The following is a 23297-nucleotide window of genomic DNA, read 5'->3' as shown; positions in this document are numbered from 1 at the left end:
GTCCGCCTGAGCGGAAGCCAGAGGTGCCGCTCAGGCGGACGACCCGATCTCGGTGATTCCGGCCGGCGTACCTGACTTCTCGGCATACCCTGCCGCACGTGACGCCGCCTTCCCGCCGACGCGACCTCGTCGTCGGCGCCTGCGTGTTGGTCGTGACGCTGTCTCTCGTGCGGCTCGGCGTCGACGAGCAGATGCTCGCGCACGTCGGCTCGCTGCGTACTCACCGACCGCTCACGGACGCCGAGGTGCCCCTCATCGAGCACCTCCGGGTGGGTACCAAGTGGGCGGTGTGGGTCTCGCGGCTGCTGGTGGGCGCCGCGATCGTGGCCTGGATGGCCGTGGCGCGGCGGATCGCGCAGCGCTACGACTGCGACTTGTACCGATCGGACGTCGACTTCGCCGTCTCGGGCTGGTTCGTCCCCGGCTTCAACGTCGCCGCTCCGTATCTCCTGATGGCCGACGTGTGGACCGCGAGCCACCCGTCACGGCGTCCGGAGGCGATCCTCGCGCGACAACGGGTACCGCTCCGGATCCTGGTCTGGTGGGGCTTGTTCCTGCTGAGCGTCGCGCTCGGCTGCATCGAGCTACTGGACGCGGCCGTCAGCGGGAACCCGTGGGCGACGTTCGACGTCCAGCTCGACCTCCTGATGACCTCCTGCCAGATCGTCTCGGCGGCCGTGCTCGCGTGGATCGTCGTTCGCGCCACCGGTTTCATGGAGCAGCGAGCGGCAACCTCAACCCTGTGAGCGCGCGTCGTGGGCGCGGGCGGTGAGGACCGCGCGCTCCGCCTCGTTGCCGGTGAGCGCCGCTGCCCGGTCGAACTCCGTGGCGGCCTCGGCGTGCCGTCCGGCTCGGGCGAGCAGGTCGCCGCGCACCGCGGGGACCAGGTGGGACCCGGCCAGCGACCGATGGTCCGCGACGTCGTCGAGCACGGCCAGACCGTCCTCGGGACTGTAGGCCCGGCCGAGGGCGACGGCGCGGTTGACCTGGACCACCGGGTTGTCGCCCAACCGCGCCAGTACGTCGTACCACTGGGCGATGGCGCGCCAGTCGGTCTCGTCGGCGGCGGCGCGGGCGTGGCACGCCGCGATCTGGGCCTGGACGACGTACGGGCCGGCGGGCCTACCGGCCGCGACCGCGGACATCGCGCGATCCAACGCAGCCAGCCCGCGGCGGATCATCAGCTCGTCCCAGCGCGACCGGTCCTGGTCCTCGAGCAGGACCGGTCGGCCCTCGTTGTCGGTGCGGGCGTGCAGCCGTGACGCCTGGAGCTCCATCAGCGCGAGCAGTCCGTGCACCTCGGGCTCCTGCGGCGCGAGGCCGGCCAGCATCCGGGTCAGCCGGATGCCTTCGGAGCAGAGGTCGGGCCGCATCCAGTCGTCGCCGGCGGTGGCGGTGTAGCCCTCGTTGAAGATCAGGTAGAGCACACCCATCACGTCGTCGAGCCGCTGCTCGCGCTCACGACCCGTGGGGAGATCGAACGACTCACCCTCGAGGGTCTTCTTGGCCCGGGAGATGCGCTGACCGACGGTCGCGTCCTTGGTCAGGAAGGCACGGGCGATCTCGGGCACGGTCAGTCCGCCGACCAGGCGCAGCGTCAGCGCAGCGCGGCTCTCGGGCGACAGGGCCGGGTGGCAGGTGAGGAAGATCAGCCGCAGCACGTCGTCGTCGATGTGGTCGACGAACGCGTCGAGGTCGGGCATCTCCACCTCCTCCCGTTCCAGGGCATGGCCGAGCTCCGTCGTACGACGGCGCAGGGTGTCGGCGCGCCGGAAGCTGTCGACGGCACGTCGTTTGGCGGTCTGCATCAACCAGGCCGCGGGGTTGTCGGGGACGCCGTCGCGCGGCCACTGCTGCAAAGCGGCGACGAGCGCGTCCTGTGCGAGGTCCTCGGCGAGGGCCAGGTCGCGGGTCATCCGGGTGAGCGCGCCGACGAGTCGCGCGGACTCGTCGCGCCACACCCGCTGGACGACGTCCTGGGCGGTCCCGGCCTCGCTCACACCAGGAGAGTAGGACCGCCCGGCGACGCCGTGCTCGGCCTGTGGCCTCGCTCAGACCCCCTCTGGCGCCTCCTCGGGCTCGGAGATGCGGCGGATCTCGATCGCGCCTTCCCATTCCGGCCAATGGGTCAGGTGGAGGTCGGCCATCGCCTGGCCCTCGGCGCGGGCCTCCTCCTCGGAGTCGAACTTGACGATCGCCCAGCCGCCGACGACCTCCTTGGCCTCGGCGTAGGGACCGTCGGTCACGGTCAGGTTGCCGCCACGGACGCGGAACTCGACGGCGTCGGCCTTGCCGTACAGACCGCCGCCGTCCACGAACGAGCCGTTGGCGATCGCCTCGCCGACGTGCTCGCCCATGGCGTCCATCAGCGCCTTGGGCGGGTTGGCAAGTGCCTCGTCCATCTTGACGAAACAGAGGTAGCGCATGGGTTCCTCCTGTGGGTCGGGAACTGGTTCGCCCGTACGTCGAACGGGTGCGGCGTGGTTCGACACGTGTCTGTGAAGTCTTCCAAGAACTTCACAGGCCCGCACCCACGAGCATCTAGCCGAGAGCCTCGAGCAGCGCGGCGTACGTCGCGTCCGGGTCGGTGCTGGGCACACGAAGGTCCGCGGGCAAGCCGTCGAAGAGCGACGTCCACTCGCGGAGCGCGGCGTCACCCCCCTCACCATCGACGTACGCCGTCGCGTACGTCGTCCAGGCATCGCCGAGCGTGGCCGCGCGCCTGCGGAAGCGGTCGACCACGACGTCCGGATGGGCGACCAGCACGATGTGGACGTGCTCTGCAGCCGCAGCCTGGGCGGCCGCCCTGAACCGCGCCAGCTCATCGCCGCGTCCGACGGTCTGGGGGAGGACGACGTCGTGTCCGGTGGAGAGGTATCCGGTGATCAGTGCGAGTCCGGCCGTGCGCGCTCTGCTTGCGGCATCGGCGTCGTCCTGCCAGTCGCCGATCATCGTGCGAAGCACGTCGATGTCGCAGAGCAGGACGCCCGGGTGGTCGGCGGCGTACCGCCGCGCGAGCGTCGTCTTGCCGACGCCCGGCGGGCCGTTGAGGTGGATCAGGCGGGTCACTCGGGCTCGGGGTCGAGCTGAGCGTCCGGGGTGAAGCGGTCGAGCAGCTCGTCGACGTGCCCGCGGGTCACCTCGCGGCTGGTCTCCCACCCGGTGACCACACACACGAAGCGGTCGGCGTCGAGCAGCCGGAGGTCCATCTCGGTCGATGCCTGGACAGTGGCGGTCCGCGGCACCTGGCGCAGCAGCGCGATCTCGCCGACCAGCTCGCCCGGTCCGACGGTGGCGATCGGGCGACCGTCGCCCAGGACGTCCGCGGTCCCGCTCTCGATGATGAAGCAGCCGTCGCCCGGGTCGCCCTGCTGGTAGACGGTCTCGCCGGCGGCGACACGGCGTGGCCGGAGGCCGGCAGCGAGCTGCTCGAGCGCCGGGAGGGGGAGCGGGTCGAAGACGGACACCCGCTGGAGAAGGCGGAGGTCCTCGTCGCGGGCGAGCATGGCGTCGTCCAGCCGACGCAGGGAGAACCAGACGATCAGCACCAGCGCCGGCCCGATGAGCCCGAGCACGACCAGTGCCTGCTTCAGGGACGTCGTGGACGCGACCCAGGCGGCCAGCACCGAGCCGGCCCCGACGGCCGCCCCGCCGACGCACTCGAGCAGCCCGTACACCCGAGCGAGCACCCGCTCCGGCGCGAGCCGGGCGATGAGGGTGAAGGCACCGACGTCCACGAGAGCGTTGCCGACCCCGATCAGCGCGAAGAGCCCGAGGGCCGTCGGTTTGCTGGGAGCGATCGCGAGCACCACCAGCGGAGCCCCCCAGATGGCGACGCCGGCGCCGAACCACGCAGCCAGGCCTCGGTTGCCGACGAACATCGAGGCGAAGAGCGACCCCAGGATCGCCCCGGCGCCGACCGCGGCGGTCAGCGTGCCGACGCCCGGCTCGCCCATGTCGAGCAGGTCGACCGCGACCAGCACGCTGAACACCGACAAGGCCCCCCGGGTCATGGTCTGGGCGCCGATCAGGAGGAACATCACCCGCAGCTGGGGGGTACGGATGACGACCTGTGCGCCGCGCAGCAGGCCACCCAGCACCGAGCGCCGTCCGGCGCGGTGCTCGGGCTCCTCGACCCTCAGGCCGAGGGTGACCGCGGCCGAGAGCCCCGAGATGACGGCGACGGCGGCGAAGCCCGCCGACGTGCTGCCGCCGGTGAGCAGGGCGGCGGCCAGCGCGGGTCCGACCAGGGTCGAGACGGAGTCCAACAGCCCCCGGACGATGTTCGCCGAGGCGAGCTCACCCGGCGTACGGCAGAGCAAGGGGAGCAGCGCGGAGTTGACCGGCCGGTACAGCAGTGCCGCCGCGGTCGAGAGGATGGCCAGCAGGTAGACCGCGACCACGGAACCGCCGCCGGCGACGATCACGGTGATCCCGACCGCCGTGGCACATCGGATGGTCGAGACGAGGGTGAGCGCCAGGTCACGGCGCCAACGGTCGGCGACGGCGGCGGCGAACGGCGTGAGCAGGGCCGAGGGCAGCATCCGCAACAACGACACCAGGCCGACGGCTTCGGCGCCGCCCTCGTCGAAGGCGTACACGGAGAGCACCACCGTGAACGCCCACTCAGCGGTGCACGCCCCGAGGAACCCGAGCTGGATACGGCGTACGGCGGGGTTGCGCGCGCTGTTCACGAAGGAGTGCCCGGCGGCCCGCAGACGCCGCCGCCATCCCTCCCCGTTCACGAACGGAAACCTAACTCCACTTCTCGCCCGTCAACCAGGAATGCGGAACTGTCTCGTGGCCCGAGGTGCTGCGCCGAGCACCACCAGGGGTCTACGGTTCCGCCATGCGGGAGCGCCCCGCGCTGTTTCTCGGGCTGCTCGCGGATCAACCGGAACTCATCGCCGAGGTGGGCGTCCTGCGCTGGCGCGCGTCGGGAAAGGGCGGCACCGCCGGCCCGTGGATCGAGTCGACGGCCCGGGACGCCGGGCGCGACGGTCTGCCGTTGACCCTGGTCGCCATGGACCTCGAGGGCCATGCGATCGGAGCGGTCACGCTGGACGCGCTCGGCGAGGCGAGCGCGAAGTGCGGCGAGCACGCGCCGTGGCTCGTGCGGATGGTGGTCCGCCCCGAGGAACGGCGGTGCGGGATCGGCCGGCTGATGGTCGCGGCCGCCGAGGACCTGGCCCGGGAACGAGGTCACGACCAGCTGTGGGTGGTTGCGTGCGACGAAGACCTCGAGTTCTACCGGGCCTGCGGCTGGGCGGCGACTGATGAGATCGCAGACAACCGCGCGCCGGTCCTGCGCAAGCCCCTCGCAACCGTCTGAACCGGAGTTGGGAAACGTGCTGGACGGGAGCCCCGTGTAGACCGGAAGCGGGCAACGGCGGCCGGGGGAATCCCGGCCGGCCCCTCTCTGCAGCCAAGAGACCGCAACCCACCACCCACCGGAAGGTCCAGGTCATCCGACCGAAGAGCGCTCAGCTGGCCTTCTTCTTCGCAGCTTTCTTGGCGGTGGCTTTCTTCGCTGCCTTCTTGGCCGGCTTCTTCTCGGCCTCGTCATCAGTCGCCTCGCCGCGTGCGGTCTTGGCCGCGTCGACCGAGCGTTGCAACGCCGCGAGCAGGTCGACGACCTCGCCGGACGTCTTGGTCGACACCGGGGTGCGCTTGACCTCACCACCCTCGATCTTGTTCCTGACCAGCTCGTCGACGGCCTCGGCGTAGTCGTCCTCGAACTCGCTCGGATCGAAGTCGCCGGCCAGGGTCTCGACCAGCATGTTCGCCATCTTGACCTCGGCGTCCTTGACCTCACCGGTCTCGACGGCGAAGTCGGGGGTGCGGATCTCGTCGGGCCACATCATCGTCTGCAGCACGATCACGTCGTCCTTCACCCGCAGCACCCCGACCGTGGTGCGCTGCCGCAGCGCGACCGTCACGACCGCCATCCGGTCGGCGTCGAGCAGTGCCTGGCGCAGCAGTGCGTAGGGCTTCGCGCCGGTCTTCTCCGGCTCGAGGTAGTAGCTCTTCTCGAACAGCATCGGGTCGATCTGGTCGCTGGGCACGAACTTCTCGACCGCGATCTCGCGCGACGACGTGCTCGGCAGCGCGGCCATGTCCTCGTCGGTGAGGATGACCATCTCGCCGTCCTCGGTCTCGTAGCCCTTCGCGATGTCGGCGTACTCGACCTCTTCACCGTCGATCGAGCACACCCGCTGGTACTTGATCCGCCCACCGTCCGTGGCATGCACCTGGCGGAACGAGACGTCGTGCGACTCGGTGGCGGCGTACAGCTTCACGGGCACGCTGACGAGCCCGAACGACACCGCGCCCTTCCAGATCGCACGCATCCCATACCTCCGTGAACTCGTCAGATGGACCCAGTATCCGGGAGCCGGCCAGGGAACGCACGCGCCTGCGGTCTGCCACGCCGGTCGCGACGGTGTCGGACATGCTCGGGAGATCTTCCCGGGCTGGGCGGGAATCGGCCGGATCCACCGATCCCGCCGCTGCCCGATCGTCGGCGTACCAACTCTGCACAGGAAGGTGCGACATGAGTACGACGTCCACTTCGATCGACACGCCCGCCGCCCTCGGCGACCACACCGCCTGGCCCACCGTGTGGCGGGTCGCCGGCGGGCTGGCCCTGGCCCATGTGGTGATGCTGTTCGCCGCGATCACCCAAGAGGTGATGGTCTCCCACGACACCTCGCTCGAGAAGCTCCAGGACTCCTACGCAGACGCGAACCTCACCCGGGTCTTCACCGGTGGCTACATCGAGGCGGTCTCCTTCGTGGTCCTGGCGGCCGCGGTCGTCGTCGTCGCCCGGATCTTCCGCCGCGGGTCTGAAGGCGCGCGGCTCTCCTCCGACACGTTCCTGGCGCTCGGCGTCACGTTCGTCGCTGCGACCCTGGCTGTCGGCTTCGCTCCCGGGGCTGCCGCGATGTACGGCGCCCAGCACGGCGCCGACATCCACGCCGTGGCGGTGGTCAACGACATCCGCAACTACGGCTACCAGCTCCAGGTGATGATCCAGGGCGCCATGGCCATCGCGCTCGGCCTGGCTGCTCTCCTCGGAGGGCTGATGAAGCGCTGGGTCGGCTGGGGCGGCATCGTGATCGGCGCGGCGACCCTGGTCGGCACCCCGTTCGCCAACAACGGCCTCGGCATGCTCTGGTACATCTGGTGGGTCGGCGTCGCCGTTCTCCTGCTGACCGGCCGGGGCCTCGAGCAGACCCGAAAGTGATGCGCACCCGACACGTTCGGGGCACCCTGTGTCCATGCAGGTGAGACCGGCGCTGGCGGCTCTGGTGGGAGTCGCCGGCGTCGTTCTCGGCGTCGTCGCCCAGCACGACCGGGACGGCGCCCTGAACCTGGCTTCCGCGGGCCTGATGTACGCCGCCTACCTGGTCGTCGGACTGCTCATCCTGCGCGCTCAGCCCCGGCACCTGATCGGCCGGTTGATGGTGGCGGGCGGGTCGATCTCCGGAGCCGGGAGCGGGTTGCTCGAGCTCTCGTGGAGCCGCCTGCGCGACCAGCCCGGCGATGGGTGGGCCCAGCTGGGTGCCACCGTCGGCCAGTCGGGCCGGGCTCTGGGCTGGATGCTGGTCGTGCTCGTCCTCCCGCTGGTCTTTCCCGACGGACGCCGGGCCGGCCCGCGTCGTACCGCCCGCTGGGCCTGGCGCCTCGCCTTGGCGAGCGTGGTCACCAGTCTTCTCTCGGGTCTGTTCGGACCGACCCAGACCGACCTGCGTCTCACCGGGGTCCGCAACCCCCTCGGGCTGCCGCAAGCCACCCAACCCGTGTTCAACGCGGTCGAGACCCTCTTCCTCCTGATGGCACTGGGGACGCTGGTGCTGGCGGTGGTCTGCCTGGTCTGGCGCTGGCGGCACTCCGAAAGCCTGGACCGGCAACGCCTGCTGTGGTTCGCGCTCGCGTTCGTGCTCCCCGTGCTGGCACTGCTCGCCAGCTTCAGCGACGCCGCGGGACCGTGGCTGTTCGCCGTCGTCTCGCTGCCACTGCCGATCGCGATCGGCGTGGCCTGCCTCCAGCACCGCCTCTACGACCTCGACCTGGTCGTCAATCGCTCGCTGACGTACGGCGCCCTGTCGCTGGCGATCGCCGGACTCTATGCACTGACCGTGGGTGGCGTGGGGGCCATGATGCGGCAGGAGGGCGCCGGATGGCTGCCCTGGGTCGCCGCCGGGGTCGTCGCGGTCAGCTTCGCGCCCTTGCGTGACGCTCTCCAGCGCTTCGCCAACCGCCTCACCTACGGGCAGTGGGCCCAGCCCGCGGAAGTCCTGGCCGCGACGGGTCGGCGGCTGAGCGACGCCACCGACGTGCCCGGACTCCTGCAGGTGCTGGCCGACGAGCTCGGCGACGGATTGCGCATCAGGTTCGTCGAGATCCGTGACGCGGCCGGCGACCTGCTGGCCGTGCACGGTGAGCCCACCGACCGGGCCGAGACCTTCGGCCTCCAGGCGTACGGCGTGCCGGTCGGTGTCCTGCGCGTCGACGGCCGCGACCTCCGCGAGACCGATCGGACCCTGGTCCGTGACGTGTCCGGGCAGCTGGGTGCCGTGGTGCACTCGGCGGCCCTGCTGGGCTCGCTCCGGACCAGCCAGGAACGACTCGTCCTGGCCCGGGAGGAGGAGCGTCGCCGGCTGCGCCGCGACCTGCATGACGGGCTCGGTCCTGCTCTCGCCGGGCTCACCCTGCAGGTGGACACGCTGCGCCACCAGATCCGGACCGAGCAGAGCGCCGCCGACGCGACCCTCCTCGACCTGCGCACCGGGATCCAGTCGACGGTGCTCGACGTACGCCGGATCGTGGAGGGACTGCGTCCTCCCGCCCTCGACGAGCTCGGCCTCGTCGAGGCCCTGCACCAGCTGGTCCGGCGGCTCGAGGTGCCGGCCGGGCCGGAGGTCGAGGTGACCGTCGACGTCCCGGAGCGGCTGCCGGCGGCGGTGGAGGTCGCGACGTACCGGATCGTGGCGGAGGCCGTGACGAACGCGATCAAGCACGCCCGTGCCCGCCACGTCGGGGTGCAGGTGGCGGTGCCGGGACGGTGCGTGATCGTCGAGGTGTGTGACGACGGCGTGGGGTCGGCCCTGCCGCGCGACGAGGGCGTCGGCCTGGTGAGCATGCGCGAGCGGAGCGTCGAGATCGGCGGCTCGCTGGTCGTCGACAGCTCACCGGGCCGCGGCACCCGGGTCCGGGCCGAGCTGCCGACTTCGAGCGCGGGACTGTCGCGATGATCCGGGTGCTCGTGGTGGACGACCACCCGCTGTTCCGCCAGGGGCTGGCCGGGATGCTGACCATCTCCGACGACATGGAGATCGCCGACGCGGTCGGCGATGCCGAGACAGCCGTACGGCGGTGCGCCGAGCTCGAGCCCGACGTCGTCCTGATGGACCTCAACCTCCCCGGGATGCCCGGGGTCGAGGGCATCCGGCAGATGGCGGCGCAGGAGCACCCTCCGGCCGTGCTGGTGCTGACCATGGTCGACGACGACGACACGGTCGCGGCCGCTCTCCAGGTGGGCGCCCGCGGCTACCTGCTCAAGGGCGCCGTGCAGGAGGAGGTGCTCTCCGCGATCCGGACGGTGGCAGCCGGCGGAGTGGTCTTCGGCTCCGGTCCCGCCGAGCGTGCGCTGTCGGGCCGCCAGCGCTACCGGGCCGACCTCACCGAACGTGAGGCCCAGGTCCTGGCTCTGGTCGCGGACGGCCGGAGCAACAACGAGATCGCCCGCGAGCTGGACCTCAGCCTCAAGACCGTCCAGAACCACGTCTCCAACGTGCTCACCAAGCTCCAGGTGCGCGACCGCACCCAGGCTGCCCTGCGCGCCCGCGGCCTCTGACCCGGCCGCTTGTCCGGTCGGTCCCCGCCGCTGTCCCTGACAGGATGTCCGGCATGCGTCCCATGCTCGCGACCCGCGGCACGCACGTGCCCACCGGCGACGAGTGGCAGCACGAGGTGAAGTGGGACGGCATGCGGGTGCTGGTCGACGTACGCCACGGCACGGCCCGGCTCTTCAGCCGCAACGAGAACGACGCGACCGTCTCCTTCCCCGAGCTGGTCGGGATCCCGGTGGACGAGGTGCTGCTCGACGGCGAGGTCGTCGCGTTCTCCGACGGAGCCCCCAGCTTCGGGGCCCTCGCCGAGCGGATGCACGTCTCCCGCGCGGACCGCGCACGCCGCCTCGCCGAGCGGATCCCGGTCACGCTGCTGGTCTTCGACGTCCTCCGCGTGGGTGACAAGGACCTGATGGACGAGCCGTTGCGCACCCGGCGCGAGATCCTCGAGGGCCTCGACCTCCACGACGACCGGTGGCAGACCCCGCCGACCTACACCGACGGACGGATGCTGTTCGACGCGACGTACCAGCAGGCCCTCGAGGGCATGGTCAGCAAGCGCCTCACCAGCCGCTACCGGCCCGGGCTGCGCAGCAAGGACTGGCTGAAGTTCGCCCACCGGCGCCGCGAGTCGTACGTCGTGGGCGGCTGGCGCTCCGAGACCGACTCGCTCGACCGGCTCGGGGCGGTCCTGGTCGGTCAGCCCTCGCCGGACGGTCTGCTCTACCGCGGCAAGGTCGGCAGCGGCATCGCCGGCCGCAAGGCGGTGGTGCTCCGTGAGGTGCTGGCCGGACTCGTCCGCCCCGCCTCGCCGTTCACCGACGTCGTCCCGAGGGAGGACGCGCTCGGCACCACCTGGGTCGAGCCGGTGCTCGTCGTCGAGGTCGAGTCGCTCGGGCCGTCCGCCCAGGGACGCATCCGGCAGCCGTCGTACATCGGCACCCGTGCCGACCTGTCCCCGGAGGATCTGACATGAGGAAGCTCGGGCTTCTCGTGGTCGTGCTCGCCGCGACCCTGGCCGCCGTACCGGCCCCGGCCCACGCCGACGTCCGCTACGTCACTCTCGGTGGCGTCCGGGTCGCCCTGCACGAGCACACCCGGCAGGTGGTCACCGTCAACCACACCCGCGGCTACCGCGCCCGCATCGCCTACTGGGTGCAGCGGCACGGCCGCTGGCACCGGGTGTACGCCGTCCACGACGGCCGCATCGGGTACGGCGGGCTGGTCCGGCCGCGCCTCCGCCAGCAGGGGAGCGGCACCACTCCGCTCGGCACCACGAGGCTGATCTCGGCGTTCGGGCGGCACGCGCGCGGCGACTCCTGGGACCTGCCCTACCGCCGGATCAGGAGAGGCGACTACTGGGTCGAGGACAACCGCTCGCAGTACTACAACCGCTACCGCAACAAGTCCCGTGGCGGCTTCCGCTGGTGGCTGCCGGCCGGCGACGTGAACAGCTCGGAGCGGCTCCGCGACTACCCCGTCCAGTACGAGTACTCGGTCGTCACCAGCTACAACCACGCCCAGGTGCGGCACCGCGGCGCCGGGATCTTCCTGCATGTCAACGGTCGAGGCGCCACCGCCGGCTGCGTGAGCGCGCCGCGCTGGTTCCTGCAGCGGATGATGTGGCGCCTCGACCCCGTCAAGGACCCGGTGATGGCGGTCGGACGGTGACGCCCGGCAGCGGCGAGGAAGTACGCGTCGACGTCGAGGGGCACACCCTCAAGCTCTCCAACCTCGACAAGGTGCTCTACCCGCGTACCGGCACCACGAAGGGTGAGGTGCTCAACTACTACGCCCAGATCGCGCCGGTGATGCTGCCGCTGCTCCGGGACCGCCCGGTGACCCGCGTCCGATGGCCGAACGGCGTCGAGAAGGCGAGGTTCTTCGAGAAGAACGCCCCTGCCGGTACGCCGCGCTGGGTGCGCACCGCGGACGTCCCCACCACGGGCTCGCGCGGCGGATCTCGACAAGCTCGATCACCGGGGCACAGGGGCGACCGGCTCGTCTTCCCGATCATCGACGACCTCGCGACCCTCACCTGGGCCGCCAACCTCGCCGCCCTCGAGCTCCACGTCCACCAGTGGACCGTGGACGGGAAGGGCCAGCCCCGCGGCGCCGACCGGCTGGTGATCGACCTCGATCCCGGCGAGGGCGCGGGTCTGCACGAGTGCTGCCAGGTCGCCCTCCTGGTCCGCGACAAGCTGACCGAGCGCAAGCTCGACGCCCGCCCGGTCACCAGCGGCAGCAAGGGCCTGCATCTCTATGCCCACCTGCCGCGCCGGCAGGACTCCGACAAGACCTCCGAGATCGCGAAGACCATCGCCGAGGAGCTCCAGGCCGACCACCCGAAGCAGGTGACGGCGACCATGACCAAGGCCAAGCGCTCGGGCAAGGTGTTCCTCGACTGGTCGCAGAACGCCGGCTCCAAGACCACCGTGTCGCCCTACTCGATGCGCGGTGTCGAGCGCCCGTGGGTCGCCACCCCGGTCACCTGGGACGAGGTCGCCGAGGGCGCCGACGACCCGCTCGGCCTCGAGCAGTTCCGGTACGACGAGGTGCTGGCGCGGGTGGACGAGCTCGGCGACGTCTTCACCGAGTGAGCCGGGCCGGCAGATACCGGCTCGTTACCATCCCGTGGACGAGTTGGGTGTCGATCGTTGCACTGCCCTACGTACCGTTGCCGTGCCCGGTTCCCAGCGAGCTCCAACCCGCGTGGTGCCGGTGGCCGCCGACCGCCGGGGGGTGGGGTCGGTCGAGCCCGTGGATCCGCCCGTAGTCCCCGCTGCGGGCGGAACCACGCTCCTCCCGCCCGTGCCCTGACGGCCACGTGCCCCGTTGCGACTACGGACACTGATCGATCGAACACCCGAAATGGTTGACGTGGGCGACTTATGCTCCGGCCATGCCTCACCGCGTGCTCCTCGTGGAGGACGAGCCGGAGATCGTCTCCCCGCTCGTGCGCACGCTGGAGCGGGAGGGCTACGCCGTCGCCCAGGCGGCCACCGGCCGCGAGGCACTCTCCGCGACCGCCCGCGAGGAGTACGACGTCGTGATCCTCGACCTGGGGCTGCCGGACATGGACGGCCTCGACGTGTGCCGGATGCTGCGTGCGGCCGACTACGACGGCGCGGTGCTGATCCTGAGCGGCCGCGCCCGCGAGCTCGACCGGGTGGTCGGCCTCGATGCGGGCGCTGACGACTACGTCGCGAAACCCTTCGGCCTGGCCGAGCTCCTGGCCCGCCTGCGGGCGCTGCTGCGGCGCACGTCGGGCCGTGCAGGACAGTCTGGCGTCGAGCGCCGGCTCGAGGTGGACGTCGACGCCCACCGGGTGCACGTCGGGGAGTGCGAGGTCCTGCTGACCAGCAAGGAGTTCGACGTGCTCGCCGTGCTCGCGGCGAACCGGGACAAGGTGGTGTCGCGGTCGCAGCTGATGTCGGAGGTGTGGACGGAGGGCTGGTACGGCTCGACCAAGACCCTCGACGTCACCATCGGCCGGCTCCGGCAGAAGCTGGACAGGGCCGCGCCCGCCGAGCGTGTGGTGACGGTCCGCGGCGTCGGGTTCCGGCTGGAGAGCTGACGCCACGCCTCGAGCCCGCTCAGGTCACCGGGGCCCATCCGTCGCGCCCCGCCGCGACATCGGCGACCAGGTCGGCGAAGCGGGCGGGGTCGGCCAGGTGCACGAGGTGTCCACCCCCCGGCCAGGTCACGATCCGAGGGTTCGCGACGTGCGAGAGGAGGTGCTCGCGCACCGGAGCGGGTGGCTCCTCACCCGCGAGGTAGACGTACGGCACGGGGATCTTCGCCAGCATCGCGTCGACCATCTGCTGCAGCTCATGGGGCTCCGCGGTGAGTGGCACGTGCCAGTGGTCGAGCACGACGTCCTGCCGGATCGTGCGCAGCCGCTGGACCCGGTCCCGCTCGGGTCGGGGGAGCCGCTCGCAGCCGATGCTCTCCTCGAACGGCGCGAAGGCTCCCGAGAAGTTCGGACCACTCAGGTCGGCAGCCTTCTGTTGGACGAACGCCGAGAACCCGGCGACGGTGAGTGGCTGGTCGACGTTCACGACGCTGTGCACCGGCCAGGTGGCGGCGTATCCCGTGGCGAGCATCGCGCCGGCGGAGTGTCCGACCACCACAGGCAGGTCGATCTGCAGCGCCGTCAGCGTGCTGTGCAGCCGCGAGACCACCTCCGTGGGATCCGCGGCAGAACCGTCCGAGCCTCCGTGCCCGGGCAGGTCGACGGTGACGACGCGATGCTCCTCGGACAGTCGATCCGCGATCGGGTCCCACACCTGCCGGGTGAACGTCAGGCGATCGGGGCTCCCTCGCCACGGTCGGTCGTGGCCAGCGGTGCTGCGTCCATGGTGGTACCTCCCGGCTTCTGATGGTCACCGTGCCGTCCGGGACGTCGGTGCGCAACGCTCGAGGAGCGTCCGCGCATGGGCGCGGCTCGTGCCAGTTCCTCCGCCGGGATGGTTGCCGACCACATTCCGTGTGCGGAACACTTTGACGTTGTCGTCCCGGTGTGGGGGGCCTCGGGCGGCACGGGGAGGCAGGCGATGAGCGATCGCCCGGAGCAGGTCAGCGTCAGCCGCGAGGAGCACGAGCAGCTCCGACGGGACTTCGCAGCACTCCAGGAGCAGTTCGAGGCCGCCGACGGCGTCCTGGCGGCCATCGGTCGTTCGGGCACCGACCCCGATGCGGTGCTCAGCACGATCGTCGAGAGCGCCCGCAGTCTGTGCCGGTCACAGGCCGCCTATCTCTGCGTCCTCGAGGGTGAGTTCTACCAGCTGATCAAGTCGGTCGGGGTGAGCGAGGAGTCGATCAGGTTCATCGCCGAGCACCCGATGTCGGTCGACCGCGAGACGCTCGGCGGTCGGGTCGGACTCGAGCGACGGACCCAGCAGATCCCGGACGTGCTGGACGATCCTGACTACGGGCGGTTCGACCTCCAACGGATCGCCGGATACCGGACCACCATGGGGGCGCCGATGATCCTCGACGACGAGGTCGTCGGGACCCTGACGGTGTGGCGCAACGAGGTCAGCCCTTTCGACGACCGTGAGATGGCGATCGTCACAGCGTTCGCCGGTCAGGCCGCGATGGCGGTCAACGGCGTGAAGCTCGTGCAGCAGCTGGAGGCGCGCGGCGCGGAGCTCGCGAAGCGCGTCGACGAGCTCGAGGCCCTGCGCGCGGTGGGCGAAGCCGTGAGCTCGAGCCTCGACGTGGACCGCGTGCTCTCCACCATCGCCATGCACGCCGTCGAGCTCTCCGGCACCGACGGCGGCTCGATCATGGAGTACTCCGAGCGCGACCGCTCGTTCCGGGTCCGAAGCGTCTACCAGACCCAACCCGAGGTGGTGGAGCGACTGCGATCCGTCCGGATCGACCTCGACGCGACGCTGGTCGGGCGGGCGGCCCGGGAGCGTCGTCCGATCGTCGTCTCCGACCTGACGGCGGTCGACCTCGACCCGCACCTGCGGATCCTCCACGACGCCGGCTGGCGGTCGCTCGTCGCCGTGCCGATGCTGCGGGAGGACCAGATCGTCGGGTCCTTGATCGTGCGCCGCAAGGAGACCGGGGACTTCACCGAGGAGACCGTCGACCTCCTGGAGACGTTCGCCAGCCAGTCCGCCCTCGCCCTGCTCAACGCACAGCTCTTCGCCGAGCTGAAGGAGCAGAGCGTGGAGCTGGAGCTGGCGAGCCGGCACAAGTCCGAGTTCCTGGCGAGCATGTCGCACGAGCTGCGCACGCCGTTGAACGCCGTCCTCGGGTTCTCGGAGGTGCTGCTGGAGCGGATGTTCGGCGACATCAACGAGCGGCAGGAGGAGTACCTCCGCGACATCCACGGATCCGGCAAGCACCTCCTGGAGCTGCTCAACGAGATCCTCGACCTGTCCAAGGTCGAGGCCGGCCGCATGGAGCTCGACTACTCGACGTTCGACCTACGCGCGGTGATCGACGGTGCCGTCGCCATGCTCCGCGAGCGGGCCGCGGTCCACGGGATCGCGATGAACGTCGAGATGGGCGACGGCGTCGAGGAGGTGTACGCCGACGAGCTCCGGCTCAAGCAGGTGGTGCTCAACCTGGTCACCAACGCCGTGAAGTTCACCCCGGACGGCGGGTCGGTGACCGTCCGAGCCCTGCGCGACGGCGCCGACGTCGAGATCACGGTGACCGACACCGGGATCGGCGTGCCGGAAAAGGACCGGGAACGGATCTTCGAGTCCTTCCAGCAGGGTGGCCGCGGCAGCTCGCGCGAGGAGGGCACGGGTCTCGGCCTCACCCTCTCGCGCCGCATCGTCGAGCTGCTCGGCGGCCGGATGTGGCTGGAGACCGAGGTCGGCCGGGGGAGCACGTTCGGGTTCTCCATCCCGATCGGCACCACCCAGCAGACCTCGGCCGGGGACGACGTCGTCGCGCCGGCCGGCCGGGTCGTCGTGATCGAGGACGACCGGCCCTCGCTGGACCTGTTCGACGCCTACCTGTCGGGAGCCGCGCTCGAGGTCGTCTCCGCGCGGGACGGCCAGTCCGGTCTCGCCGCGGTACGCCGTACCCGCCCGGACGCCGTCCTGCTCGACATCCGACTGCCCGGCATCGACGGCTGGGCGGTGCTCAAGGCGCTGAAGGCGGACCGGGCGACCAGCGACATCCCCGTGATCGTCGTGTCGATCGTCGACGAGCAGATGCGAGGCGTGGAGCTGGGCGCCGCGGCGTACCTCGTCAAGCCGGTACGTCGGGAGCAGCTGCTGTCGGCGCTGGCACGTGTGGGAGCTCCGGTGCCCACCCCCACCGGACCGGGAACGGAAGGGAGCTGAGGAGATGGGCCAGGGCCGCATCCTCGTGGTCGAGGACAACCCGAAGAACCTCAAGCTCGTCCGGGATGTCCTGACCTACTCCGGCTTCGAGGTGATCGAGGCGACCTGCGGGGAGGACGGCGTCCGGCTCGCGCACGACGAGCTTCCCGACCTGATCTTGATGGACCTCCAGCTCCCCGGCATCGACGGCACCGAGGCCCTCCGCCAGATCCGGGAGTCCGACGGGCACCACGTGCCGGTGGTCGCGGTGACGGCGTTCGCGATGAACGAGGACCGCGAGAAGGCCTACCAGTCGGGCTTCGACGGCTACGTCGAGAAGCCGATCAGCGTGCGCGCCCTGCCCCAGCAGGTGCGTGACTTCCTTCAGCTCGGAGGCACCTCATGAACGACGCCACCTCGGCCAAGACCCGCGTCCTCGTCGTCGACGACCAGCCGCCGAACATCAGGCTGCTCGAGGCGATCCTCGCGCCGCGCGGCTACGACGTGCTGCCGGCCTCGTCGGGGGAGGAGGCGCTCGCTCTGCTCGAGCAGTCCGAGGTGGACCTCGTGCTGTGCGACATCGTGATGCCGGGCATGGACGGCTACCAGGTCTGCCGGGCGATCCGCGAGCGGACGGCCACGGCGTACCTGCCCGTCGTGATGGTCACCGCGAGCGGCGACGAGCAGAAGATCAAGGCGCTCGAGGCGGGCGCCGACGACTTTCTGACCAAGCCGATCAACCAGAGCGAGCTCCTCGCCCGGGTGGCGTCGCTGGCCCGGATCAAGCGCTACCAGGACACCATCAAGCGCCAGTCCGACGAGCTCTCCGCGTGGAACCAGGAGCTCGAGGCCCGGGTGGCCGACCAGGTGTCCCAGATCGAGCGGATGGGTCGCCTTCGGCGTTTCCTCTCTCCGCAGCTGGCTGAGCTGATCGTCGACTCCGGTGACGAGTCGTTCCTCGAGAGCCACCGGCGCGAGATCGTCGCCGTTTCCTGCGAGCTGCGCGGTTTCACGGCGTTCGCCGAGTCCAGCGAGCCGGAGGAGGTGATGGGGGTCCTCGAGCAGTACTTCGCGGCGCTCGGCGACCTGATCTTCCGGTTCGAGGGCACGCTCGAACGGTTCGCCGGCGACGGCCTGATGGTCTTCTTCAACGACCCGGTCCGGTGCGACGACGGTCCGGCCCGCGCGATCCGGATGGCGGCCGCGATGCGCACCCGGGTCCGCGGCCTCGCCGAGACGTGGGCTCGGGAAGGGCACGACCTGGGCCTGGGCATCGGGATCGCCCAGGGCTACGCGACCCTCGGCCGGATCGGGTTCGACGGCCGCTACGACTACGCCGCCATCGGCAGCGTCACCAACCTCGCCGCGCGGCTCTGCGGCGACGCGGAGCCGTGGCAGATCCTGGTGACCGAGCGGGTCTTCTCGGCGGCGGGACCGATCGCCGTGGGTGAGGACGCCGGCATGCGCGAGCTCCAGGGGTTCAGCCGCAGCATCCACGCCTTCGACGTCAAGGGCATCGACAACGCGCGGATCGTGTCATGACCGGCGACCTGTGGACACCGCAGGCGGAAGCGCCCGACGTCCTGTCCCGGCTCAACGAGGACGAGCGGTACCAGCGCTTCGACCGGCTCCAGAGCCGGATGGGCGGCGTCTGGGACGCGATGCGGCTCAACCACGACGACGAGTCGGTGGTCGTCGTACCCTCGATCACCCTCGACCGGGCGGTGGCGGCGAGCGGCAGCATCACGCAGGCGATGGAGGAGCGCTTCCTCTTCATGCTGATGCTCCTGCGCCAGCCGCGGCTCCGCATGATCTACGTGACGTCCCTGCCGATCGCACCGGAGATCATCGAGTACTACCTCGCCCTGCTGTCCGGTGTGATCCCCAGCCATGCCCGCGCCCGGCTGACGCTCGTCCACGTCGACGACGCCTCGCCGCGCTCGCTCAGCGAGAAGCTCCTGGAGAGGCCGCGCCTGCTGGCGAGGATCGCCGACCTGATCCCCAACCGGGAGCGTTCGCACCTGGTGCCGTACAACACCACCGAGCTCGAGCGCGACGTCGCGCTGAGCCTCGGGATCCCCTTGTTCGGTGCCGACCCGCGGCTGGCCCCATTCGGCTCCAAGTCCGGCTGTCGGCGGCTGTTCGCCGACGCGGGCGTGCCTCACCCGCTGGGCGTCGAGAACCTGCGCACGCTCGACGAGATGGCCGACGCGGTGATCGGCATGCGGGCTCAGCGACCGGCGATGGGGAGCGTGATCGTGAAGCTCAACGAAGGCGTATCCGGGGCGGGCAACGCGTTCGTGCCGCTCTCCGGGATGCCGGCGCCGGGCTCGGGCGACGAACGGGCGGCCGTCCTGGACCGGCTGCGCCACATGGAGCTCGAGTCGCCGGTCACCACGATCGACGTCTACCTCGCCAAGTTCGCCGAGGGTGCCGGGATCGTCGAGGAGCGCATCACGGGGACCGAGATCGAGAGCCCCAGCGTCCAGCTGCGGGTGCTGCCCGACGGGTCCGTGCAGCTGCTGTCGACGCACGACCAGCTGCTCGGGGGCGCGAGCGGGCAGAGCTACCTGGGCTGCGTCTTCCCCGCCTCGGCCGCCTACGCCCGCGAGATCACCCAGCACGCGGAGACCATCGGGAAACGGCTGGCCGAGCAGGGCGCGCTCGGCCGCTTCGCGGTGGACTTCGTCGTCGTCCGCGGCGCCGACGGGGAGTGGACGCCGTACGCCATCGAGCTCAACCTGCGCAAGGGTGGAACGACGCATCCGTACCGCACCCTGCAGTTCCTCACCGACGGCCGCTACGACCCCGCCACCGCGCTCTTCCTGACCCCGCGCGGCCACGAGAAGCACCTCATCGCCACCGACCACCTGGAGTCGGAGCTCCTCCGCGGGCTGAGCGTCTCCGACCTCTTCGACATCGTGGCCCGGCACGGGCTGCACTTCGACCAGTCGCGCCAGGTCGGGATCGTGTTCCACATGATCAGCTCCATCACCGAGCACGGCCGTGTCGGGCTGACCGCGGTCGGCGACTCCCCGGCCGAGGCCGACAAGCGCTACCGCGAGGCCCAGCGCATCCTGCTGGAGGAGGCGGCGGCGTCGCTCCGGGAAGTCCCGCTTCCGGTGTGAGATGACGCGGATCTGGTACGTCGCCTACGGGTCGAACCTGGCGATCGCCCGGTTCCGGTGCTACCTGTCCGGAGGCCGACCGGTCGGCGGCGCCCGTGAGTACGCCGGCTGCCGCGACCCGAACGACCCGGCCCGCGCCGAGGGGGTCGAGGTGCCGGGCGGCATCGCGTTCGCCTCCGAGTCCGGGGTGTGGGGCGGCGGGATGGCGTTCTTCGACCGCACGCTGCCCGGGCTCGCTGCCTGCCGGGCGTACCTGGTGACAGCCGACCAGTTCGGCGACATCGCGGCGCAGGAGCGGCGACGCCCCCCGGGCGGCGAGTTCGCTCGTGACCTGGCGGGGCTCCTGCCCGACGTCGAGTCCGTCGTCGCCACGGGCCCGGGGCACTACGAGACCGTGGTCAGGCTCGGTGAGCTCGACGGCTCCCCGATGTTCACGATCACCCACCACGACGTCGCGAGCCTTCCGCTCGCGGCGCCCACCGCGGCGTACCTCCAGTGGATCTCGGCCGGCCTCCGTGAGGCACACGGGTACGACGACGCCCGGATCGCCCGCTACCTGGCGGCCGCTCCCGGAGCGGCCGGCGTCTGGACCGTGACCGAGATCGAGGAGCTGAGCCGTGGCGCGCACGTTGGAGGCTGACTACCTGGTGGTGGGCGCGGGCGCGATGGGCATGGCCTTCACCGACGCCCTGATCGACCACGCCGACGTCCGCGTGGTGATGGTCGATCGCCGGCACGGTGTCGGGGGGCACTGGCTCGAGGCCTACCCGTTCGTGCGTCTGCACCAGTCCTCCGCCTTCTACGGCGTCGCGTCGACCCTGATGGGCGGCGGCCGCCTGCAGCAGCACGGCCCCGAGACCGGCCTCCAGGAGCGGGCCACCGTCTCCGAGATCCGCACCTACTACGACAAGGTCCTGACCGAGCGGATGCTCGAGCCCGGCCGGGTCGAGTTCCGGCCCAACTGTGAGTACGTCGGCGACGGCACCGTCGTCTCGCACATCTCCGGCGAGCGGTCCGTCGTACCGCCGGGCTGCCGGGTCGTCGACGCCCGCTACCTGGCCCCCGACATCCCCGAGGAGACGCCGCCGCCGTTCGAGGTCGGCGAGGGCGTGCGGGTGCTTCCGGTCAACGACCTCGCCCGGCTGACCGAGGCGCCGAGCCAGTACGTCGTGGTCGGGTCGGGCAAGACCGCGACCGACGCCTGCATCTGGCTGCTCGGCCGGGGCGTGGACCCGGACGCGATCTGCTGGGTCAGGCCCCGCGACCCCTGGATGCTGAACCGGGCGGTGGTCCAGCCCGACCCCGCGGTGTTCCTCGGCATGGCCGCCGACACGATGGCCGCCGCGGCGACCGCGGCCTCCCTCGACGACCTGTTCCTCCGCCTGGAGGAGGCGGGGATCATGCTGCGGATCGACCGCACGGTCACGCCGACGATGGCGAAGACCCCGACCCTCGCCACCTGGGAGCTCGAGCACCTGCGCAGCATCGAGCACGTCGTACGTCGTGGACACATCCGGTCGGTCCGTCCGGGCAAGATCGAGCTCGAGGACGGTGTGGTGGAGATCGCCGCGGACGCGCTCGTCGTGCACTGTGCGGCGTCAGGCCTGAAGTACCCGCCCCTGGTGCCGATCTGGGGGCCGTCGGCGATCACGCTGCAGCCGGTCCGCGCCGGCTTCCCGTGCTTCGGCGCGGCGATCACCGGATACGTGGAGGCGACACGCGCCGACGACGCGGAGAAGAACCGGCTGTGCCCGCCCTCGCCGTACGGGAACAGCCTGACCGACTGGGCGACCATGAACGTCCTCGGGACGCGGAACACGATGTCGTTCGGAGCCGAGGCCGACATCAAGTCCTGGGCCGACACCGTCGCCCTCAACCCGGCCCGCATCCCGCCGGGGCACGACGGGGGAGCCGCGTTGGACGAGGCGCTCGGGCGGCTCCAGGCCCATCTCCGCCCGGGGCTGGCGCGCCTCGCGGAACTGGGTGGCGTCCCGGACTGACGAGGCTCAAGCGGCCCGCGCCTAGGTCACGCCACTGGCGGAGACCGCGGCCTCGGCGAGTGCCTCCACGAGGGCGGCCGTCGCCGGGGGGTCGGGCGGCGCGCCGTACGTGGCGGCGTAGACGTGCCGGCGAGAGCCGGGCAGCTCGCCGGCCACGATGCCGTCGGTGTGGTGGGCGCGCAGCGCCAGCCCCGGGATCGTCGTCACCCCGAGCCCGGCCGCCACCAGCGCCTGCATCACCACCATGTCGTCCGAGACGTAGCCGATCCGCGGCTCGAAGCCCTCCTCGGCACACAGGGCGAGCAGATGGCTCCGGCACCGCTCGCAGCCGGCGATCCAGGTCGCGTCGCGCAGCGCGGCCAGCTCCACGCCCGGTGTCGTCGAGAGCAGGTAGACGGGGTCGTCGAGCAGGTGGTGGAGGCGGACTCCCTCCGGCTCGGGCTCGGTCTCGTCGTACCGGAAGATCACCGCGACCTCGATCTGCCCGGTGCGCAGCAGCTCGAGCGCCTCCGGCGGATGGGCGTCGACGAGGTTGACCTCGACGTTCCGGTGCTTCCGCGCGAGTGCCGCCAGGGCACCGGGCACGAGCGAGCCGATGACGGAGGAGAAGCCGGCCAGCCGGACCCGCCCGGCGTTCAGCCCGACGTGGGCCGACAGCTCGGCGTCGGCGGCGTCGATGCGCCCGAGGATCTCGGCCGCCCGGTCGGCGAGCAGCTGCCCGGCCGGGGTGAGCCGGACGCCGCGCCCGACCCGTTGCAGCAGCTGGGCTCCGGTCTCCGCCTCGAGCCGAGCCAGATGGTGGCTCACCGAAGGCTGGGAGTAGCTCAGCTCCTTCGCCGCCGCGGTGACCGAGCCGCAGCGTGCAACGGCGTCGATGACCCGGAGTCGGGTGAGATCCAGCATGCATCAACTCTATCTATGTGTCCGCCAGAAGATTGGCATTGGACGCATGAGCCGGTGACGACCACGCTGGAGGCATGACCACGACTCCGATTCGCCCTGCCTCCGCCCTGGCCGAGCTCGTCGAAGGAGTGCGCGCCGAGGTGGGCAAGCACCTGAGCTGGGCCGACACCGCCCAGCTCGTCGCCGAGCAGCTGCGCGAGCACCTGCCGAGCCCCGACGTCCTGACCGCCGAGCAGCGCCTCGGGTCCCCGGACGGCTACCGCAGCCACACCCTCCACGCCGAGCCGGACGGCACCTTCTCGATCATCGGGCTCGTCTGGCGGCCGGGCCAGACCACCCGCATCCACGACCACGTGACCTGGTGCGCCTTCGGCGTGGTCCAGGGTGTGGAGCACGAGGACCTGTTCGACGCCGACCTCAACCTGCTCGGGCAGAACGACAACCACGTCGGCGACGTCAGCGGCTTCGCCCCGCCCGGCGACATCCATCGGGTCCACAACATCGGCCACACCATCGCGATCTCGCTCCACGTCTACGGCACCGACGTCACTCGCATCGGCTCCAGCGTCCGCCGCTACTACGACTGACCCGGCGCCTTCCGTCCGGCGATCTCCGCGG

At 71.1% G+C, this 23297-nt stretch carries 23 protein-coding genes; 16 read left to right on the top strand and 7 right to left on the bottom strand.

The genetic code is table 11. From position 1 onward, the window contains the following. The first annotated feature begins 98 nt into the window (after nt 1-98). Nucleotides 99-746 carry a DUF4328 domain-containing protein gene (locus tag VGK78_RS07780; RefSeq protein WP_331527020.1) on the top strand — a complete coding sequence of 216 codons (648 nt, stop codon included), beginning with the start codon at nt 99-101 and terminating at the stop codon, nt 744-746. Here VGK78_RS07780 and VGK78_RS07775 read toward each other — a convergent pair. The 4 genes from VGK78_RS07775 to VGK78_RS07760 all read right to left on the bottom strand — a co-directional run bounded on the left by VGK78_RS07775 (nt 735) and on the right by VGK78_RS07760 (nt 4745). Beyond that, on the bottom strand, nt 735-2000 hold the full coding sequence (locus VGK78_RS07775) for an RNA polymerase sigma factor (RefSeq protein ID WP_331527019.1): 1266 nt from the start codon (nt 1998-2000) through the stop codon (nt 735-737). The genes VGK78_RS07780 and VGK78_RS07775 overlap by 12 nt on opposite strands. 51 nt (nt 2001-2051) lie before the next feature. Continuing rightward, on the bottom strand, nt 2052-2426 hold the full coding sequence (locus VGK78_RS07770; RefSeq protein WP_331527018.1) for a YciI family protein: 375 nt from the start codon (nt 2424-2426) through the stop codon (nt 2052-2054). Nucleotides 2427-2541: 115 nt separating this feature from the next. Beyond that, the gene (locus VGK78_RS07765) at nt 2542-3069 is read right to left on the bottom strand and encodes an AAA family ATPase (RefSeq protein WP_331527017.1); all 528 of its coding nucleotides are present in this window, start codon (nt 3067-3069) and stop codon (nt 2542-2544) included. After that, a complete protein-coding gene (locus tag VGK78_RS07760) occupies nt 3066-4745 on the bottom strand; it encodes an MFS transporter (protein ID WP_331527016.1) in 1680 nt (559 codons plus the stop codon). The genes VGK78_RS07765 and VGK78_RS07760 overlap by 4 nt, the downstream gene beginning before the upstream one ends. A gap of 104 nt (nt 4746-4849) precedes the next feature. Between VGK78_RS07760 and VGK78_RS07755 the strand changes: the two genes are divergently transcribed. Next, nucleotides 4850-5332: a GNAT family N-acetyltransferase gene (locus VGK78_RS07755; protein WP_331527015.1), complete on the top strand. Its 483-nt coding sequence runs from the start codon at nt 4850-4852 to the stop codon at nt 5330-5332. Nucleotides 5333-5483: 151 nt separating this feature from the next. Here VGK78_RS07755 and VGK78_RS07750 read toward each other — a convergent pair whose 3' ends face one another. Beyond that, nucleotides 5484-6350 (bottom strand): Ku protein, encoded by an 867-nt coding sequence (locus tag VGK78_RS07750; RefSeq protein WP_331527014.1) that lies wholly within the window; start codon nt 6348-6350, stop codon nt 5484-5486. Nucleotides 6351-6553: 203 nt separating this feature from the next. On the opposite strand from VGK78_RS07750, the gene VGK78_RS07745 reads away from it, so the two are divergent. The 7 genes from VGK78_RS07745 (at nt 6554) to VGK78_RS07715 (ending at nt 13431) form a co-directional block, all read left to right on the top strand. Then, the gene (locus VGK78_RS07745; protein WP_331527013.1) at nt 6554-7246 is read left to right on the top strand and encodes a DUF4386 family protein; all 693 of its coding nucleotides are present in this window, start codon (nt 6554-6556) and stop codon (nt 7244-7246) included. A 34-nt stretch (nt 7247-7280) separates the two neighbouring features. Next, nucleotides 7281-9257 (top strand): sensor histidine kinase, encoded by a 1977-nt coding sequence (locus VGK78_RS07740; RefSeq protein ID WP_331527012.1) that lies wholly within the window; start codon nt 7281-7283, stop codon nt 9255-9257. After that, on the top strand, nt 9254-9859 hold the full coding sequence (locus VGK78_RS07735; protein WP_331527011.1) for a response regulator transcription factor: 606 nt from the start codon (nt 9254-9256) through the stop codon (nt 9857-9859). Before VGK78_RS07740 ends, VGK78_RS07735 begins: the two co-directional genes overlap by 4 nt. Before the next feature lie 53 nt (nt 9860-9912). Continuing rightward, entirely contained in the window at nt 9913-10830 is a 918-nt protein-coding gene (locus tag VGK78_RS07730) for a DNA ligase (RefSeq protein ID WP_331527010.1), read from the top strand. Next, complete coding sequence (locus VGK78_RS07725; protein WP_331527009.1) at nt 10827-11525, top strand: L,D-transpeptidase family protein; 699 nt, start codon at nt 10827-10829, stop codon at nt 11523-11525. The genes VGK78_RS07730 and VGK78_RS07725 overlap by 4 nt, the downstream gene beginning before the upstream one ends. Continuing rightward, a complete protein-coding gene (gene ligD, locus VGK78_RS07720) occupies nt 11522-12454 on the top strand; it encodes a non-homologous end-joining DNA ligase (RefSeq protein WP_331527008.1) in 933 nt (310 codons plus the stop codon). The genes VGK78_RS07725 and ligD overlap by 4 nt, the downstream gene beginning before the upstream one ends. Before the next feature lie 302 nt (nt 12455-12756). Then, nucleotides 12757-13431, top strand: a complete 675-nt coding sequence (locus VGK78_RS07715; RefSeq protein ID WP_331527007.1) for a response regulator transcription factor — start codon at nt 12757-12759, stop codon at nt 13429-13431. A 19-nt stretch (nt 13432-13450) separates the two neighbouring features. Here the strand turns inward: VGK78_RS07715 and VGK78_RS07710 are convergent, their stop codons facing one another. Further along, nucleotides 13451-14143: an alpha/beta hydrolase gene (locus tag VGK78_RS07710; protein WP_331527006.1), complete on the bottom strand. Its 693-nt coding sequence runs from the start codon at nt 14141-14143 to the stop codon at nt 13451-13453. A gap of 267 nt (nt 14144-14410) precedes the next feature. Here VGK78_RS07710 and VGK78_RS07705 point away from each other — a divergent pair, with 267 nt between their 5' ends. Genes VGK78_RS07705 through VGK78_RS07680 form a run of 6 tightly spaced genes read left to right on the top strand, consistent with a single transcriptional unit; the run spans nt 14411 to nt 21776 of the window. Continuing rightward, on the top strand, nt 14411-16669 hold the full coding sequence (locus VGK78_RS07705; protein ID WP_331527005.1) for a GAF domain-containing protein: 2259 nt from the start codon (nt 14411-14413) through the stop codon (nt 16667-16669). Between the two features lie 4 nt (nt 16670-16673). After that, on the top strand, nt 16674-17054 hold the full coding sequence (locus VGK78_RS07700; RefSeq protein WP_331527004.1) for a response regulator: 381 nt from the start codon (nt 16674-16676) through the stop codon (nt 17052-17054). Further along, complete coding sequence (locus tag VGK78_RS07695; protein WP_331527003.1) at nt 17051-18190, top strand: response regulator; 1140 nt, start codon at nt 17051-17053, stop codon at nt 18188-18190. The genes VGK78_RS07700 and VGK78_RS07695 overlap by 4 nt, the downstream gene beginning before the upstream one ends. Beyond that, on the top strand, nt 18187-19776 hold the full coding sequence (locus VGK78_RS07690) for a peptide ligase PGM1-related protein (RefSeq protein WP_331527002.1): 1590 nt from the start codon (nt 18187-18189) through the stop codon (nt 19774-19776). Before VGK78_RS07695 ends, VGK78_RS07690 begins: the two co-directional genes overlap by 4 nt. 1 nt (nt 19777) lies before the next feature. Continuing rightward, entirely contained in the window at nt 19778-20416 is a 639-nt protein-coding gene (locus VGK78_RS07685) for a histone deacetylase (protein WP_331527001.1), read from the top strand. Then, entirely contained in the window at nt 20394-21776 is a 1383-nt protein-coding gene (locus VGK78_RS07680; RefSeq protein ID WP_331527000.1) for an NAD(P)-binding protein, read from the top strand. The genes VGK78_RS07685 and VGK78_RS07680 overlap by 23 nt, the downstream gene beginning before the upstream one ends. A 21-nt stretch (nt 21777-21797) precedes the next feature. Here VGK78_RS07680 and VGK78_RS07675 read toward each other — a convergent pair whose 3' ends face one another. Next, entirely contained in the window at nt 21798-22679 is an 882-nt protein-coding gene (locus VGK78_RS07675) for a LysR family transcriptional regulator (protein WP_331526999.1), read from the bottom strand. A 74-nt stretch (nt 22680-22753) separates the two neighbouring features. Here VGK78_RS07675 and VGK78_RS07670 point away from each other — a divergent pair, with 74 nt between their 5' ends. Beyond that, nucleotides 22754-23266: a cysteine dioxygenase family protein gene (locus VGK78_RS07670; RefSeq protein ID WP_331526998.1), complete on the top strand. Its 513-nt coding sequence runs from the start codon at nt 22754-22756 to the stop codon at nt 23264-23266. The last annotated feature ends 31 nt before the right edge of the window (nt 23267-23297 follow it).

It is taken from the genome of Nocardioides sp., from assembly GCF_036503465.1.
In the GTDB taxonomy this organism is placed as follows: Bacteria; Actinomycetota; Actinomycetes; order Propionibacteriales; family Nocardioidaceae; genus Nocardioides.
The sequence above is the reverse complement of the archived record's forward strand: the minus strand, read 5'-3'. Positions and strand labels throughout refer to the sequence as shown.

Excerpts from the sequence above, each read along its gene's own strand:
- VGK78_RS07770 (WP_331527018.1), bottom strand. The coding sequence starts at position 2,426 with ATGCGCTACCTCTGTTTCGTCAAGATGGACGAGGCACTTGCCAACCCG.
- VGK78_RS07755 (WP_331527015.1), top strand. The coding sequence starts at position 4,850 with ATGCGGGAGCGCCCCGCGCTGTTTCTCGGGCTGCTCGCGGATCAACCG.
- VGK78_RS07750 (WP_331527014.1), bottom strand. The coding sequence starts at position 6,350 with ATGCGTGCGATCTGGAAGGGCGCGGTGTCGTTCGGGCTCGTCAGCGTG.
- VGK78_RS07745 (WP_331527013.1), top strand. The coding sequence starts at position 6,554 with ATGAGTACGACGTCCACTTCGATCGACACGCCCGCCGCCCTCGGCGAC.
- VGK78_RS07740 (WP_331527012.1), top strand. The coding sequence starts at position 7,281 with ATGCAGGTGAGACCGGCGCTGGCGGCTCTGGTGGGAGTCGCCGGCGTC.
- VGK78_RS07735 (WP_331527011.1), top strand. The coding sequence starts at position 9,254 with ATGATCCGGGTGCTCGTGGTGGACGACCACCCGCTGTTCCGCCAGGGG.
- VGK78_RS07730 (WP_331527010.1), top strand. The coding sequence starts at position 9,913 with ATGCGTCCCATGCTCGCGACCCGCGGCACGCACGTGCCCACCGGCGAC.
- VGK78_RS07725 (WP_331527009.1), top strand. The coding sequence starts at position 10,827 with ATGAGGAAGCTCGGGCTTCTCGTGGTCGTGCTCGCCGCGACCCTGGCC.
- VGK78_RS07715 (WP_331527007.1), top strand. The coding sequence starts at position 12,757 with ATGCCTCACCGCGTGCTCCTCGTGGAGGACGAGCCGGAGATCGTCTCC.
- VGK78_RS07705 (WP_331527005.1), top strand. The coding sequence starts at position 14,411 with ATGAGCGATCGCCCGGAGCAGGTCAGCGTCAGCCGCGAGGAGCACGAG.
- VGK78_RS07700 (WP_331527004.1), top strand. The coding sequence starts at position 16,674 with ATGGGCCAGGGCCGCATCCTCGTGGTCGAGGACAACCCGAAGAACCTC.
- VGK78_RS07695 (WP_331527003.1), top strand. The coding sequence starts at position 17,051 with ATGAACGACGCCACCTCGGCCAAGACCCGCGTCCTCGTCGTCGACGAC.
- VGK78_RS07690 (WP_331527002.1), top strand. The coding sequence starts at position 18,187 with ATGACCGGCGACCTGTGGACACCGCAGGCGGAAGCGCCCGACGTCCTG.
- VGK78_RS07685 (WP_331527001.1), top strand. The coding sequence starts at position 19,778 with ATGACGCGGATCTGGTACGTCGCCTACGGGTCGAACCTGGCGATCGCC.
- VGK78_RS07675 (WP_331526999.1), bottom strand. The coding sequence starts at position 22,679 with ATGCTGGATCTCACCCGACTCCGGGTCATCGACGCCGTTGCACGCTGC.
- VGK78_RS07670 (WP_331526998.1), top strand. The coding sequence starts at position 22,754 with ATGACCACGACTCCGATTCGCCCTGCCTCCGCCCTGGCCGAGCTCGTC.